Origin of the sequence: Tepidimicrobium xylanilyticum, from assembly GCF_900106765.1 — a bacterium.
Taxonomy (GTDB): Bacteria; Bacillota; Clostridia; order Tissierellales; family Tepidimicrobiaceae; genus Tepidimicrobium; species Tepidimicrobium xylanilyticum.
Genome location: NZ_FNNG01000001.1, coordinates 99,783 through 117,915, shown reverse-complemented (window position 1 = coordinate 117,915; position 18,133 = coordinate 99,783). Strand labels below are relative to the sequence as shown.

At 36.1% G+C, this 18,133-nt stretch carries 9 protein-coding genes; 8 read left to right on the top strand and 1 reads right to left on the bottom strand.

All coding sequences use genetic code 11. The annotated features are described in order from the left end of the window. Window positions 1-13: 13 nt before the first annotated feature. From BLV68_RS00445 to BLV68_RS00420, 6 genes are all read left to right on the top strand, one after another. Window positions 14-712 (top strand): M48 family metallopeptidase, encoded by a 699-nt coding sequence (locus BLV68_RS00445; RefSeq protein WP_093749766.1) that lies wholly within the window; start codon window positions 14-16, stop codon window positions 710-712. 402 nt (window positions 713-1,114) lie between these two features. Beyond that, complete coding sequence (locus BLV68_RS00440) at window positions 1,115-1,912, top strand: S-layer homology domain-containing protein (RefSeq protein ID WP_159428565.1); 798 nt, start codon at window positions 1,115-1,117, stop codon at window positions 1,910-1,912. 24 nt (window positions 1,913-1,936) lie between these two features. Next, a complete protein-coding gene (locus tag BLV68_RS00435; protein WP_093749762.1) occupies window positions 1,937-3,202 on the top strand; it encodes a hypothetical protein in 1,266 nt (421 codons plus the stop codon). 89 nt (window positions 3,203-3,291) lie between these two features. Further along, window positions 3,292-7,551, top strand: coding sequence for a S8 family serine peptidase (locus BLV68_RS00430; RefSeq protein ID WP_093749760.1), 4,260 nt, complete (start codon window positions 3,292-3,294; stop codon window positions 7,549-7,551). Between the two features lie 114 nt (window positions 7,552-7,665). Next, window positions 7,666-13,830, top strand: a complete 6,165-nt coding sequence (locus tag BLV68_RS00425) for a S8 family serine peptidase (RefSeq protein ID WP_093749758.1) — start codon at window positions 7,666-7,668, stop codon at window positions 13,828-13,830. A gap of 115 nt (window positions 13,831-13,945) precedes the next feature. Then, window positions 13,946-14,716, top strand: coding sequence for an alpha/beta hydrolase family protein (locus BLV68_RS00420; RefSeq protein WP_093749756.1), 771 nt, complete (start codon window positions 13,946-13,948; stop codon window positions 14,714-14,716). 26 nt (window positions 14,717-14,742) lie between these two features. Here BLV68_RS00420 and BLV68_RS00415 read toward each other — a convergent pair whose 3' ends face one another. Beyond that, window positions 14,743-15,603, bottom strand: a complete 861-nt coding sequence (locus tag BLV68_RS00415) for a MurR/RpiR family transcriptional regulator (RefSeq protein ID WP_093749754.1) — start codon at window positions 15,601-15,603, stop codon at window positions 14,743-14,745. Window positions 15,604-15,743: 140 nt separating this feature from the next. Here BLV68_RS00415 and BLV68_RS00410 point away from each other — a divergent pair, with 140 nt between their 5' ends. Together BLV68_RS00410 and BLV68_RS00405 are read left to right on the top strand one after the other, a co-directional pair. After that, a complete protein-coding gene (locus BLV68_RS00410; RefSeq protein ID WP_093749752.1) occupies window positions 15,744-16,439 on the top strand; it encodes an N-acetylmannosamine-6-phosphate 2-epimerase in 696 nt (231 codons plus the stop codon). A 23-nt stretch (window positions 16,440-16,462) separates the two neighbouring features. Further along, a complete protein-coding gene (locus BLV68_RS00405; protein WP_093749750.1) occupies window positions 16,463-18,061 on the top strand; it encodes a PTS transporter subunit EIIC in 1,599 nt (532 codons plus the stop codon). Window positions 18,062-18,133 lie beyond the last annotated feature (72 nt).

Here is an 18,133-nt window from a genome sequence, read left to right as displayed (position 1 = left end):
AGGAAGGATATCAATGGAAAAGATAATTATAAACGATGTAGAAATTGAATTGACAAAGAAAAATATAAAGAATCTCTATCTGTCAGTCCATCCTCCCAATGGGGAGGTGAAAATTTCTGCACCAAAATGGATGGATGAGGATGCCATTCGGTTATTTGCCATTTCTAAACTATCTTGGATTAAAAGACATCAGAAAAAATTTAAAGACCAGCAAAAGTTCCCAGAAAAGGAGTATATATCGGGAGAAAAACATCATTTTCTAGGCCAGTGCTACCTATTAAATGTAGTTTATACTAATAAAAGGAATCAAGGGGTGGAGATTAGGAATAAAGAATATATTGATCTATTTGTTAGAGAAAATGCTCCTAAACATATTAGAGAAAGGATTATGACTGAATGGTATCGCAGTGAATTAAAAAAATTGATTTCTCCCTTAATAGAAAAATGGGAGCTAATTATGGGGGTAAAGGTTAATGAATTTGGGGTTAAACGTATGAAAACCCGTTGGGGGACCTGTAATCCTACTGCCAAGAGGGTATGGATTAATTTAGAATTGGTAAAAATGAATCCTAAATGTTTGGAATATGTATTAGTTCATGAGATGGTACACTTATTGGAAAGAGGCCATAATAAAAGATTTATAGCCTATATGGATGAGTTTATTCCCAATTGGAGGACAGTAAAGGAGGAATTAAATAGTTCTGGGTTATAGAGATTATTTAAAGCAGATTGAGTCTGCTTTTTATTTTTGCGTAAAATTTAAAAAATTCGGACGACAATTAGTAAATCGGTTCATTTTAATTCGCCAAGAAATTGAAGTCAATTAGAACACAAGATAACTGAAAATTCAAATAATTGCTAGCAAATCCATTTATATTATCAAGCGCTGTCGGAAAAAAAATCGAGGCCATTAACAGAAAATGACAAATATATTAACAGCTTGTATTTACAATATAAAGAAAGCAACTACAAAAGTACAAGCTGCTATTTTTATGAAGCAATAAATATTGAGAAGAATATTCAAATCGAAAGGAAAGGAGGGGTTTGTATAAACATTAAAGGAGGCAAAATTAAAAGATTTTTAATAGCTTTACTAGTGATCATTTTATTATCTATGTCGACCTTAATAGTTTATGCAGCAGTAAATGATATAACTGGCCATTGGGCCCAGGAAGTAATTCAAAAGTGGTTGGATAAAAGACTAGCCAGTGGATATACCGATGGGACTTTTAGACCTAATAATCCGATTACAAGGGCTGAATTTATGATATTGGTAAACAATGTTTTTGGTTTTACTAATGAGAAGGATATAGCTTTTACCGATGTAAATGAAGGCCAATGGTTTTATGATACGGTAAGAAAAGCCGTAGCGGCAGGATATATAGAGGGTTATAGCGATGGAAGTTTAAAACCAAATAATTCAATTACCAGAGAGGAAGTGGCCACTATTATTGCTAAAATAATGAAGCTAGAATTAAATAGTTCTAAAACGGAGATTTTTGCAGATAAGGAAAAGATTAATTGGAGCAAAGGATATATTGGGGCTGTAGTAAATAAAGGGCTAATGAAAGGCTATCCCGATGGAACTTTTAGGCCGCAGAACAATATAACTCGTGCTGAAGCATTATATGCACTAAACAACATAATGAAAGTGGGAGAATCAGAAGGAATAAAGGTAATTGCCAAGCAAGACTTATTTGGAATTACCTATATGCACGTAATCGTAGATGAAAAAATTAAGCCAATAGAGGTAAGGGCAGATGAGCAAGTTTTAGAATATGATGTAAAGGATGGCAGATGGAAGGGTACTAGGCTAGATCTGGAGATTGGAGATATTATTCAAATAATAATTAAAGGGGAATCTGGGGAAGAAAGATTATTTATTTCAATAAAGGCTATGGAGGAAGATTAAATTATAAATAAAGGGGGGCCTGAAATGAAGAAATTAGGCTTTAAAAGTTTGATATCTATCATACTTATTTTATCTTTAATGATTCCAACGGTAATATTCGCATCTACCAATACTGACGTTACTATTAAAAATGTGTATTTTCAGGATGAAAATGGGAATATGGTGTTTGTTGATTATGCTAGGGCAATTCAAGATGCAATGGATGGCGATTATATTCTTTACAATGCTATCAAAGAATATGTAGGAATCGCAGAGGAAAAAGGTAGACCACTGTTCATCGAAACAAATACCGGGCTAATATTAGATTATAAAACTGCTCTAATAGATAATCTTTTTAGATTTGAAGACATTATAGGGAATTCAAAATATCAAGTAGCAGGACCAATAGCATATACCCATATACTAAAGAAGGTAGACGGAGTGGCTAGAATAGTTGAAGTAGAGGAAGAGGAGGACGAAGAAGCAGTAGACATAGTTAGAATCGACCCTGTAGATGGTATTATAGTTGAGATTGGTACTTCATTAGAAGTGGCTATTTCAAGGCTGCCAAAGAGAACAACTATTTTGGATAGTATAGGTAGAATCCATACTGTAGACCTATACTGGACTATTAAAGACTATAATCCAAATGTTGAAGGTGATTATACAGCAATAGGTACTTTTGAATTACCAGAAGGTATTGAAAATAATAGAGGTTTAGACTTAGAAGTTAGAACAACTGTTACAGTAGAAAAGACAGAAGAAGAGGAGGAATTCCCAGAGGAAGTTGAATCGGTAACGGTTGGAAAGAGTTCCATTACTGAAAAAACTTACGCTAACATAAATATTATGCCTGAGTATGTAGATAAGGTTGAGGGGGTTTATGTGGATGGAAGTCCAGCTACCCAGATAGAAGATGCGCCCTTTCAATGGAGAATCCAGGTAGCAGATGGGACAAATTCAGATGATTTAAAGGGAAAGATAAGGGTTGAGTTAGTAGATGCACCAGTTAAAGATCCACTTATAAGAGCAACTTTCCACCCACATTCAATGTTACCTACCTTTGGTTATGTTACAGTGGTAGTTGAAAATTTAGAAGATGCTTCTAAGTTCTCAGTAGTTTACCATCTTTCAGATAACGAGGATGGGACTCAAAACATAGTTGAAACAACAATATTTAACATAGGCGAGCAAGCTGGATTGATATTTTACGATTCCAATCAATATGATACGGTAGATATTAAAATATATGATGTTGAAGAAAATTTAATTTATACCTTCTATGATGTACACCTTGTGAGAGTAAATTAGTTGCTTTCTGACCCGAGTTTTATTCAGCCCAAGGGAAATCTTCCTTTGGGCTTGTTGACTAAAATATAAAACTAAAAGGGGGAGAAAAATTGAAAAGAACCATTAAACTGTTATCCATCCTGTTAATACTTTCTTTACTTTTACCGGGTTTTACCTTCGCACGAGAATATAAACAGGTAGAATTAAATGATGTGCAAAAGAAACTGTACGATGATATAAATAAAAAATTTAGATCTGAATCTGATGCCAATATAAATATCCCATCTGATGCCCAGTTTTTTAAAGATGAGGATGAGGTTAGGATAATTGTTGAATTAGAATCTGAACCATCCATAGTATATGCAACTAAAAACAAGCTAAGTTATGAAAATTTTAGCTCAGCTAAAAGCATAGAAGCTAAAATTGAAGCAGAACAGGAAGCGGTGAAGAAAGAGATTCAAATCAATAAAGTGGACATGAAGTTTATCCACAGCTTTAAGACAGCCTTTAATGGATTCAGCGGAAAAGTTAAATTTGGCGATATTAAATTAATAGAGAAAATTCCATCAGTTAAAAAGGTATATATAGCTAATGAATATGAAAGGCCAGATCCTGAAATGATTTCTTCTAATGATATGGTTGGTACTAGGGCTACCTGGGAAACAGGATATAAAGGGGAAGGCACTGTAATAGCCATCATCGACAGTGGTATAGATCCAAATCATAGGGATATGAAGCTTAGCGAAGGCATTGATCCTAAACTAACTAGGGAAATTGTTCAAGACTTGATTACAAGCAAAGGATTACTAGGCCGTTACTATACTGAAAAGATTCCTTATGGATATAACTATTATGACTTGAATCATCAAATAAAAGACGTGGGTCCAGCACCTTCAGAACATGGAATGCACGTGGCTGGCATTGCAGGAGCTAATGGAGATGTAGAGAATGGAGGAATAAAAGGAGTTGCTCCAGAGGCTCAATTGCTTGCTATGAAGGTGTTTTCCAATGACCCAGTGTATAGTTCTACTTTTTCCGATATTTACTTACTTGCCATAGATGAAGCGGTAAGGTTAGGAGCAGATGTGCTTAATATGAGTTTGGGTTCACCAGCGGGTTTCTATTTACCAGATTCTGCGGAAGCTGTGGCTTTGAAGAATGCTACTGATAATGGTATAGTTTGCTCAGTATCAGCAGGTAATGCAGGACAATTTACTTGGGGATGGACTGATACCCATTTAGGCTATCCAATTAAGGAAAATCCTGATATAGGAGTAGTAGGGGTTCCAGGATTAAACAAGGATACAATACAAGTGGCTTCCATAGAGAATACAAATCAGCTAGTAAATACATTGACTTATGAGGTGGATGGGGAAGTTCGTACAGCTCCTATATTGGTAGCAGGAAATATAGAACCTTGGAAAGTATTGCAAGGGCCTCAGAAATTCGCAGATGGCGGAGCAGGTCATCCGTCAGAACTGACTCAGGTGGAAGGCAAAGTAGCTTTAATAGTTCGTGGTGGAGATCCTGCACCCTTCGTAGAAAAAATAAAGAATGCACAGGAGGCAGGAGCCATTGGTGTAATAGTTAGAAACCACGAAGCAGGTGGAGAAGGTTTAGTCAATATGCAAACTCCCGATGATGTGAAGATTCCTGCAGTATTTGTAGGCTATAAAGCAGGATTGGAATTATTAGAATTGGAGGAGAAATATGTAACCTTTACCGATGAATTAATATCCGTACCTAATCCGACGGGAGGATTGATGTCCGATTTCACTTCTTGGGGAACTACAGCTTCCTTTGAATTAAAACCAGAAATTACTGCCCCTGGTGGAAAAATCTATTCTACCTTGAATGATGATAGGTATGGTATAGCCAGCGGAACTTCCATGGCAGCACCCCATGTGGCAGGCGGGTCAGCGTTAGTTATGGAATATATTAAAGAACATACTTTATATAGGAACTTACCTTTATCAGAACAATCAAGGCTTACTAAAGTATTGTTGATGAATACTGCTAACATAGTATTAGATGATTATGGGTGTGAGTATTCGCCTAGAAGGCAAGGAGCTGGGCTAATGGATATTTATGGCGCAGTTACTACCCCAGTCCGAGTAGTGGATGCCGATACCAAAGAAGCTAAGGTGGAACTAAAGGATTTTGAATCTACAGCATTTACCATGCGATTTTTAGCTATAAATGATTCAGGTACAGATGCCACCTATAATGTAAATGTAGTGGTATTGAAAGATTATATCTACTCCTATGGAGATGCAGAACTTAATCTACTATCTTCCGATTACATTGATGCCATTGTGGATAGTCCAGATACCATTACTGTTCCCGCCAATGACCAAATAGAATTTGAAGTAAGGGTAGATATTGGATCTGATCCAACCATCTATAGGAATATGTTTGTGGAAGGATTTGTAGTTTTATCGGATGTAAATGGAAATAATCCAAATCTTTCCGTTCCTTATGTTGGATTTTATGGCAATTGGGGAGAACCAAAAATTATAGATGGAATGAGATTTATTGATCCAGTAGATTCATCTTATTTCCAATTATCAGGAATGCTTTATGCAGATCTATTTGGCACTGCATATTACTATAACACACCTAATAGAATCTATATGAGTCCTGGAACGATAGATGGACTCATATTTGGAACCGATAATGTACTACCCTATATGTCGTTCTTAAGAAATGCCGAATTCGTAAATTATAGGATATTAGATGGAGAAGGAAATAATTTAAGGAATTTATATACTAGCCAATATCAAAGAAAGAACCTAATAGATAACGGTAGAAGAAGTCCAACTACCTTGGTTATGGATGCTTGGTGGTTTGGCGATATTAATGGGGAGATAGTCCCAGATGGAGATTATATATATGAAATAGAAGCAAAGATTCACTATGATAATGCGTCAGTACAGTCAAAACAGATTCCAATAATTGTAGATACCGTTGTACCAGAAATAGTGGATCTGGTCTTTGACAGGGAAAACAATAAAGTTAGATTTAAGGTAGTTGAGGAAAGTTCCGGTGTCATGGGATTCTTAGTATATCTAAATGATGAACTATTAGATGAAGAACCAGTATTAATAGATGAAAAGGAATCCTTGTATGAAATAGGCCTAGATAAATTAATAGGAGTTAATGAGGTAGAAGTAGTCGTAATTGATAAAGCATTTAATATAGGTTCTGGAAGTATAACCATAGCTGTTGATAATGAACATCCATATATTTTCTTATTGAAACCATTATTACTCGAGACATTTACAGATAATAATGTACTATTTGAAGGTTATGTGGCAAACTTCCATCTACTAGACAAAGTCCTTGTAGATGGTCAAGAAGCTGAAATTGAGTATGTAGAAAATGCAACTATCACCAACCCAGAAGATCCAACTCAGTTATTGTATAAAGGTCCTGCATATAAGTTTAAAAAGGTGTTGGTATTAGAAGACGGCTATCATGAAATAAAAGTAGAAGCCATATCCAAATCAGGAACCAATGGTGGCATTGCAAGAATGTTCTATGTTGATACAAAAGCTCCAGAGTTGGAAGTAGTTGTTACCAACATAGATACAGAAGATTTAAAGGCAGAGCTTAATATTAGGATGTTTGATGAACTTGGAAACTTTGTATTATATCTAGGTGATAGTGAAATTTACAGATACGAATACCCATTATTAAAGGTGGAGCCTACGGAGATGATCACTGATTATACCGTAAATCTTAAAGAAGGAGAAAATGTATTTAATTTCACTCTAGTAGACCTAGGAGGTCATGAAACGAAGGTTCAATTGGCAATTGACCCTACTAACCTTATTTCAAATGTTCAACCATCTGAAGATGTAATATTAAAGGCTGGAGACACATTAAATATCAGTTTCAATGCTCCTAGTGGAGGGAAAGGATATTATAAGATAATGCTGCCATTTGGATTAGAAAACTCATTGGGAACTCCTATGGTTGAGGAAAAAGGCCTATATTCAGGGACTTGGATTGTACCGGAAGGATTAGCAGTTTCTAACCTAACGGTAGAAGTAGTATATGTAGACATTAATGAAAGAACTCATTCTAAGATGGCAGAGGGTAAAATTACTGTTGTAAGAGACTTGCGTGATTTACCAGGAGATACGACAATAGTAGGTGATGAGGCATACCATGTGGATTATCTGAATAGCAATCCAAAAGCACAAAGAAGGTTAATAGAATGGATCAATGGTGGGAAGGAAGTTTACATTAAGCCTGTTGATGGCAGAATGGTTAATTTACAAGGAAAGGATGTAAGCATAGAAGTATTACCAGAAAGGATAATCTACTACGATGTTAAGGGCAATATCACCTATTATGAAAAATAATTTCCAGAGAAAATTAAATAGGTCCTCTTTTATTGGAGGACCTATTTAGTAAATATTCCAAAGGCTAAAGGTTGGTTTAGCCAGGAGGATAAAAAATAAAGGGGGTATTGGCGAATGCCGAAGAACAGAAGAACTGTAAAGATATTGTCCCTGCTTATTGCCATGATTTTGGTATTGGGCAATGTGACATCTTTAGTCCATGCAAAAGAACAAAATTTATCTACAGTCAAGGAGGATTTAAAACTAGAAGCAGCAAATAAGGTGACTAAGGAAGTAAGGGAAGACTTTAAAAAGGGAGATCTAGTTGAAGTATTGGTGTATATGAAAGATCAGGCTGATGTGATGAATGTGGCTAAGGCTACAGAAGTTTCATTGTTATCTAAGATGACTCCTTATAGCACAAAGATGGAAGTAAGAAAAGCGGTTACGGAAGCTCTAAGGGATAAAGCAGATATGACTCAATCCAAATTAATCAAATATTTAGAACAGGAAAAGGAAAAGGGTAATGTAGAAGAATTTAAATCATTCCATATTGTGAACATGGTATTTGTAAAAGCCACACCAGAAGTAGTAGAGAATATTTCCTTCATGAATGAAGTAGGAAAGATTTACAAAAATAAAATTCATAAGCTAGAGTATATTAAGGAAACTAGAGCAGATGGAAAAATCAATCTAGATTACACAGAACCTCAATGGAATATAATAAGAGTTGGTGCAGATCAGGTTTGGAATATGGGAATTGATGGTACAGGTACTGTAGTAGGTTTAATAGATTCAGGAGCGGATTGGACTCATCCAGCCCTTCGTAATAAATGGAGGGGATATGACCCTAATACAGGTAAAGTAGTAGAGCCAGAGAAGAGCTGGATAGACCTACAATACAGAGCTAGTTTACCAGAGGATTCAGATACCCATGGAACTCACGTATTGGGTACCATATTAGGACGAGAACCAAATGGCTCTAATCCAATAGGGGTAGCACCTGGGGCCAGATGGATAGCTGCCAGGGTATTCGATAGATCTGGATATACAACGGATCGAATTTTGCTTGATGCAGCCGAATGGATGCTACATCCAGGTGGAGATCCAACTGCAGCTCCAGATGTAGTGAACAATTCCTGGGGAGGACCAGGAGGGATTGACGACTGGTACAGGGATGCTGTAAGAGCATGGCGCGCAGCTAAAATATTCCCAGTATTTTCAGCAGGGAATCAAAGACCTGGAGAACCATTGCCATGGCCAGGTTCAATTTCAAATCCAGCAAATTATCCCGAATCCTATGCAGTAGCAGCAGTAGATAGATATGATAAAAGGGCAAGCTTCTCTAAATTAGGACCATCTCCTTATGATGAAATTTTGATTAAACCAAATATATCTGCTCCGGGAGTAAATATTTATTCATCTATACCAGGAGGATACACTGGAGGTTATTCGGGAACATCTATGTCAGCTCCACATGTTAGTGGAACGGTGGCTCTATTATTATCTGCAAACAATTCATTGAATTTAGGGGATATTGAAAACATCTTAGCTAATACAGCAGACCCACTAACAGACAATACCTATCGCAAGTCGCCTAACTTTGGATATGGATATGGTATGGTAAATGCTTTCAAAGCTGTATCTGAAGTGGTAACAGGAATAGGAGTAGTAGAAGGTAAAGTATTAAAAGAAGGTGAAGATTTAGAAGATGTAAGTATTATCCACGAACAGGAAATTACTGAAGCTTTTGTTGGTTCTGAGATAGAAATAGAAGCTCGATTAATAGACGATGTAGCTGTAACAGAAGCAGAACTATTGGTGAAACCTGCAGGCAAATCCTATTGGTTCATGATACCAATGAATAGGATATCAGGTGACCATAAAGATGGAATATATAAAGGGATAATAAGTTCTGACATGTTGATAGGTGATAGCATAACATACAAGATAAAGGCTGTAGATTATGCTGGAGTAGCAGTAGTATCCGAGGATTATGGAATAGATATAAGATTTGGAGTAGTTCCAGATGAATACGTCCAAGGATTTGAAAAGAACGCATTAGGCTGGAAGTTTAATGGTAGCTGGCAATGGGGTAAAGCCACAGGTTCAGACCCAACACCCTATGAGGGAGAAGGTCTAGCGGGTACAGTCTTGGGTGGAAATTATAGTAACAATGCAGATGATTGGTTAATTACTCCTCCAATAGATTTAAGGGATACTTCTCTGCCATCTGCGTCCTTAAGATTTCATCACTGGTATCGATTGGAAAATAATTATGATAAAGGCTATGTATATGTATCTAACGACTATGGTGAGAACTGGAATCAAGTTACCACTATTACTGGATCTTCCGCTAGCTGGAAGGAGCTAGTTATAAATCTAAATGATTATATTGGATCCACAAATCCAGTGTTTGTAGGATTCAGGCTTACAAGTGATGGTTCATCAAATTATGAGGGCTGGTACATTGACAATGTGAGATTATTAGGTCCCGATTCAGAAGCTCCTCAAGTTCCAACAGATTTCAAAGCTAAAGCAGGCATGGCAGGTATTGAATTGACATGGATTCCTTCTCCAGATGGAGATATGTCTCACTATAATGTTTATAGGGCAGAAGAAGCTGATGGGGAATATGTAAAAATAGGAGAAACTGTTGCAACTACCTATTTGGATATGGATGTAGTTGGAAATAAGACCTATTACTATAAGATCAATGCAGAAGATACCTCGGGCAATGTTAGCGATTTTACTGGAGCAGTACAAGCTACTGCTCTAGAAATTACCATATTATATAGCTCAGATTTTGAAGAAGATGATGGCGGATTTGTTATAGGCGGAACTAATAGCTGTTGGGAGTGGGGAATACCAACATCTGGACCAAATTCAGCAGCATCTGGTGAAAAGGTATGGGCTACCAATCTTTCAGGGGATTATTATACTAATAGTGATGCTTATATAGAAAGTCCAGAAATAGTTATTCCAGAAGATCAAATGCCATATTTATCCTTCAAACATTGGTATCATACTGAGAACAACTATGATTACGGCTATGTCCAAATTTCAAAGGATGATGGAGCTACTTGGACCAATTTAACAGGTAAGATTACCAACGTAAGCAATGGCTGGGTAGCAGAAGAAATACCGTTAACAGAATACCGGGGCGATACTATAAAGATTAGATTCAAATTCTACTCGGATTATTCAATAGTCCGCAGTGGTTGGTATATAGACGATGTAATCGTATCAGGAGTAAATTATGAACCTCCAACTGAAGAAGTGATTGCCTATGATGATGGAATAGCAGACGATGCTTTGGTATTGGTTTCAGCGGGTAATGGCTGTGCGGTAAGATTTACTCCAAGTCAAAATGGGAAATTGATGGGAGCAAGCATTTACTTATGGGATGATGATTGGCCAACACCTGGTGGCAATAGATTAGGCTTTGAAGTTTATGAAGTCAATGATGATGGAAGTATATCCAAGTTTGGAGAAACATTGTACATTGATAATTTAATTAGGGGAGATTGGAACTATATAGACCTCTCGAATTATGACTTCTTTACAGATAAGGATTTCTTTATTTCCACAATGCAAGATACTATAGGAGATTATGTACCCGGCACTGGATTAGATACCAATTCTCTTCATGGAAATAGAGCTTATTTAAACGTTGGTGGAGAAATGTACCCACTTGCTGATGAAGGATTTGAAGGAGTATTCATGATTAGGGCTCATATAGACTATACTCAAACTCCATCAGAGACTGGTAAAGTTAAAACTGTTAAAGCGATTTCAAGGAATGCATCCAAATCGGTTGAAAGCAATAATAAAGGCATAATGAATGTTTTTTCAAAGGAATTGGTTAAAGAAGTAGATCCAAGCTTTAGAATTGGAAGTAGAGTATCGTCTGTAATTAAGCATGAGAAAGTAGAAGATAAAGTTATAAACAAAATACCACAGGCTAGAGGTGGAGGAATTCCAATAGAGGATGCAGTAGTAACGGTACTAGAAACTGGAAAGAGCATAAAAGTCGATCCTATAACTGGCGAGTTTTCCATGAGATTACCAACAGGGCAATATACTCTAAGGGCAGAAGCCTATGGGTACTATTCACAGGATAGCCAAATGACGGTAGTAGAAGATGAAATAGCAAGGCAAACCTTCATTCTAGAGGAAAAGCCAAGAGGAAGTATAACTGGTAGGGTAATAGATAGATATTACAAAAATCCTGCTTCCTATGCATTGATAAGAGTTGTTGAGGATCCTAGGATAGAAAAGGTAGCTGCAGATGAAGATGGGTACTTTACAATACCAGATGTACTAGTAGGTACCTATACCCTAAAGGTAGTAGCTGATGGATTTACATCAGGAGAATTTACAGTAACAGTTGAAGCAGACCAAGTAACTGAAGTGGAATTAGGTTTACAAAGATTTGTCGGATATGATGATGAAATAGCTTATGATGATGGTACAGCAGAAAATGCTTTGGTATTAAACAATGCACCAAATGGATTGGCAGTAAGATTCACCCCGTCCCAGTATGGAAAGGTTAAGGGAGTAAATATATTCTTCTGGGGTAATGACTGGCCAACGCCAGGAGGCAATAGAATAGGGTTTGCCATATACGATATAAATGAGAATGGAGAGCCAATTAAAGTTGGAGACACCATATTTGTAGATGATGTGGTAAGGGGACAATGGAACTATATAGACCTATCTAGCATCGGATTTTCTACAGATAGGGATTACTTCATATCGACAATACAGGATCAAGCAGGTAGTTACTGTCCAGGAACGGGAGTAGATACCAGCTCACCTCATGGAGATAGGTCCTATATGAACATAGATGGAGAATTCCAGCTTATATCCAGTGAAGGGGTAGAAGGAGCTCTAATGATAAGAGCTATAATGGAATACTCTGTATCAACACCAGTAATAACCAATTTAGAGGAGATTAACTACACTAATAAAGATAGTATAACAGTAGAAGGAATGTTATCATCAGAAGGAAAGATAAACATATATGTGAATGATGAAAAGGTAGCAAGCAGCAACACAGAGAACAATCGATTTGCAATAGAAGTGGAACTACCACTGGAAAGCAACCAAATTATGGCGACAGCTGAAATGGATGGAATAGAAACTGAACCATCTAAGCTGGTAACAGTAATAAAAGACAAGGTAGTACCAGTATTAGAAGTAGTTGAACCGGAAGATAATAAGAAGATTAATGCAGAAGTAGTCCATATAAGGGGAAATGTCCGAGATAATATAGGAATTAAAAAATTATTGATAAATGATAAAGAAATAACAATAGATGAAGATGGCAACTTCCATGAAAGATCACTAGTAGAACAAGGTGAAAATATAATAGTTGTGAAAGCGGTGGATTTAGCTGGAAATGAAACTGTAGTTGAAAGAAGAGTAATAGTAGATTTGGGATTGCCTGTTATTACAAATATAGAACCATCTGAAGATATAGAATTGATGGCTGGGGATGTACTAACCGTAAGCTTCAATGCACCAACAGGAGGTTCTGGATACTTTAGGCTATTGCTGCCAACATTAAGCATGACCGAAACCACAGGAATACCAATGATAGAAGTAGATGGACTATATACTGGAACTTGGACTATACCTGAGGGAGTAATTGCCAAAGGAATAGAAATCCAAGTAGTCTATATTAGCCCCTTTGGAACTGAGGTGACAGCAATAGCTGAAGGTAAGCTGAACATTATACCAGAGCCAGAAGAAATAACTATCACAAATATAGAGCCATCAGAAGATGTGGAATTAAAAGCTGGAGATGTACTAACTGTAAGCTTCAATGCACCAATAGGAGGTTCTGGATACTTTAGACTATTAGTACCATCTTTGAATACAGCCGAAGATATTGGCATACCGATGGTGGAAGAGAATGGATTATATACTGGTACCTGGACTGTGCCAGAAGGTGTAGTTGCTAAGGACTTACAGGTAGAAGTAATATACATTAGTAGCGAGGGTATTAGGATAAATGGAATAGCTGAAGGAAGGGTAACTATACTAGGAAATATGGGAGATCTTCCAAACAACTCAGTAATTGCAGACAATAATGCATATGATAGTGATTATCTAAATAGTAATGCTGAAGCCCAATTAGTCTTAATAGAATGGTTAAATGCAGGCAATGAAACATATATGAAAGTTGATGGGAATATAGTAAATGAATATGGTGAGATAGTAGGAGAAGGGGTGCTGCCTAATACTATAATCTATTATGATAGGGATGGTAATACTAAAGTCTATATAAAATAAATAGGTAACCAAGGTGGAGTTTTCCACCTTGGTTTTTTCGTATTATATAGTTTTTATTTTATCCATTTTGTAGTATCATATTATTAGTTTATAATAATTTAAGAGGGGTAATAGGATGACTAGCTATTTGAAATCCAGTTATATTTTAGAAGACAAAATTACAATTGAAGGAATTCCAGCGATTTTATTTAGACCTAAAGAGTGGGAAAAACCACTGCCAACAGTTATCCTTTACCATGGCTGGAGTTCAAATAAGGAATTGCAGAGGATGAGGGGTTTCATTCTATCTACAGTAGGCTATCAGGTAATAATTCCTGATGCTATCCACCATGGAGAAAGGGGAGCATTATCAAAATACGATTTAGAAGATGCAAAACAATATTTTTGGGATACGATACTAACCAATATCAAGGAATCTAATACCATAATAGACCAAATAATATCTAAGTATGACGCAGATCCAAACAGGATTGGAGTCTTAGGCCATTCCATGGGAGGATTTACTGCGGCTGGAATATTTACTCATAATCCCAATGTAAAGGCTTCAGTAATATTCAATGGTTCCTGTGGATGGGAGAATTTCAACAAATGGTTAAGAAAAAACCATGAAATATCCAATGCTTTTGAGTTTAAAGAGATAGATCAAGTGAAAAGATTAGATCCGCAAAACAATCTGAATCTATTGATAGATAGACCTATTCTGTTATTACATGGAGATAGGGATAATGTAGTACCCATTGAAAGCCAGCGCATTTTCTATCATAAAATTAGACATAAATACAGTTATCGCGATAGGATAAAATTAATAGAATATCCAAATCTAAACCATTTTGTTACTACCAATATGATGGAGGAGTGTATTGCATGGTTTGATAGATTTTTATAGGGAGATTTTAATCTCCCTATAAAAATCTATATCATGGTTTCGGTTATGGCCCTTGAAGTTATTGCATTGTGTTTAGATACTTTTTCACTAACTTCTCTATAGACGGCATGGTACAGAATATCTAAAATGGACATTTGAGCAATTTTAGATGAAAAATTACCTCCTTGCAGCGGGTCTTCCTTTGCTCCGTGTAGTAATGTGATATCAGCAATTTTTGTTATTGGAGAATTAGCATGGTGGGTTATGCATAAAATCTTTGCGCCAGCTTTTTTTGCTATATTTAAAACTTTATTAGTATCTTTGGAGCTGCCCGAAAAGGAGATACCTATAGCTAAATCTTTTTCATTTAACAATGCTGCATACATCATCTGAGCATGTAATTCGATATGACAGCTTACACTAAAGCCTATTCTCATAAACTTTAATGCCACATCTAAGCCCGTTAGTGCTGAAGCACCTACCCCAAATATTGCAATCCTATTGGCATTTATAACCGCATCTTTAGCTTGTGAAAGCTCTTCAAAATCTATTAATTCAAGGGTTTCTTCTAAAATTCCCATATCATATCCAATAACTTTCTTTGCCAGCTCTTCTAAAGAATCTTCCTTAGTAATCTTGAAATCATCAATATTATTATTCAACTCTTTACTAGTAATGTCTTGTACTAAGGAAAGTTTAAAATCTTGGTAAGTATTAAATCCCAATTTCTTACAGAATCTTAATACAGTAGTATCCCCTACTGATGAATTGGTTGATACTTCTGATATAGGCATATAAACCACATCCTGGGGATTTGCCAATATAAAGTCTGCTACCTTTTTTTCCGATTTGGTTAAGGAATTATAAGTACTTTTTATAAAAGACAGAACAGATATAACTTCATTCATGATTATCACCTTTCTAATAGTCTGATTATATTATATCATAAAAGAAATGGAACAACACTCCAAAAAAAGATAAAAAAATGGTGGACAAATCCAACTTTCTGTAATATTATATACTTAAGAAATAGGAAGGAAGTGAATTGATGAACAAAGATGAAATTTTGCAACGCATTAAAGGGGGATTAATAGTATCTTGTCAAGCTCTAGAAGAAGAACCTCTTCATAGCTCTTACATAATGTCCAAAATGGCCTATGCAGCCATGCTTGGTGGAGCTGTAGGAATTAGAGCAAATAGTGGGCAGGACATTAGAGCTATAAAGGAAACTGTAGATCTTCCGATAATTGGAATATCAAAGGTAGTCTACGGAGATTGTCCCGTTTTTATAACTCCAACTATAAGAGAAGTAAAAGAAGTTGTTGAAGCAGGAGCTCATATCGTAGCCCTTGATGCCACTGACAGACTAAGACCTGATAGGCTTACACTAGGAGAATTTGTCAATGAGATAAGAAAACAATTTCCCAACATTATATTGATGGGAGATGTTTCTAAACTCTCGGAAGGTATCGAGTGCGAAAAACTTGGTTTCGATTTAATTGGAACTACTTTAAGTGGATACACTGAAGATACAAAAGGGAAAAAATTACCCGATTTTACGTTAATGAAAGAATTAAATGAAAAACTCAGTACCCCTATAATTGCAGAAGGGGGTATTTGGACACCTGAGGACCTTAAAAGAGCTTTTGATACTGGAGTATATGCAGCAGTAGTTGGTACTGCTATAACTAGACCAATGGAAATTACTAAAAGGTTTGTAAAAGCAATAAATAATTTTGATTAAATTAATATAAAGGAGGTCTTTATATGTTTGAAAAACTTCAGCGTTTAGGTAAAGCATTTATGATTCCCATAGCTGTATTACCAATAGCTGGTATTATGCTAGGGGTTGGTGCAGCCTTTACTAATCCATTAATGGTAGAAACTTATGGTTTAACTAAAATACTAGGACAAGGGACTTTTCTTTATTATGTATTAACTGTTATGTCTAATTTGGGTTCAGCAGTTTTCAATAACCTACCATTAATCTTTGCAGTAGGTATTGCTGGAGGATTAGCATTACAGGAAAAAGGAGCAGCAGCTCTTTCAGCAGCAATATCCTTTATAGTAATGCACACTGTAATAAGTGTAATATTAGGATTTCAAGGATATACTCCAGAAACCACATCTGTTGATTATTTCATGTCCCAAGGTTTATCAGCTTTGGAAGCAACAAAACAATCTAATGTATTTGGATATGAATTAGGAATATTTACCGTAAAAATAGGAGTATTAGGTGGAATTATAGTAGGGGTTATAGTGTCTATTTTAACTAACAGATATTATGATAAGAAGCTTCCAGATTCTCTATCATTCTTCTCAGGAGTTAGGTTTGTGCCAATAATCTCTGTATTAACAGTTGCATTAGTTGGAGCCATAATACCATTTATATGGCCTACTGTACATCTGGGTATATCAACATTTTCAGAGTTCTTTGGAAGAACTGGTGGAATCGGAATGTTCTTCTATGGGTCTTTGATGAGGTTGTTGAATATTTTTGGACTACATCATGCTATTTATCCATTGTTCTGGTATACACCTCTTGGTGGAGAATTGGAGGTAGCAGGGAAATTAATCCAAGGTGGACAGAATATTTTCTTTGCTCAACTTGCAGATCCTAATACCGTTAGGTTTTCAGCAGAAGCTACCAAATACTTTACAGGTGGTTTCCTACCTATGATGTTTGGTCTACCAGCAGCAGCTTTGGCCATGTATAGAGTAGCTGATGATAAGAATAAAAAAGCAGTAGGAAGCTTGTTATTCTCTGCAGCTCTTACTTCATTCTTAACGGGAATAACTGAGCCTATAGAGTTTACCTTCTTGTTTGTGGCACCTGTACTCTATGGTATACATGCTGTACTTGAAGGTCTATCTTATGCAATTCTCTATGTGTTAGATGTAGCAGTAGGGGTAACTTTCTCAAGAGGTATAATAGACTTTACCCTATTTGGATTGTTACAAGGAAATGCAAAGACAAATTATATTTGGATTCTGATACTTGGTATCCCAACAGCTTTGATTTACTACTATGTATTTAAAATCCTAATAGTTAAATTGGATTTAAAGACTCCTGGTAGAGGAGACAGCGAAGAAGTAAAATTATATACTAGAAAGGATACTTTATTAAAAGAAGTTGATGTATCTAAAGTAATAGAAGCATTAGGGGGTAAGGAAAACTTAGAAGAGGTTGATGCATGTATAACTAGATTAAGGGTTACGGTTAGCGATGTATCTAAAGTGGCAGATTCAGATGTTTGGACTAAAGAGCTTAAGGCTAAGGGAGTATTTAAAAAAGGAAATGGAGTACAGATAGTATATGGTGCTCTTGCTGAAATATTAAAGAATGAAATAAATAAACAGTTATAAAAACGTAGATATCAGTTATAATATACAATGTAATTACCATGACAAGTTAAGATAGTAGCAGCATTCTATCTT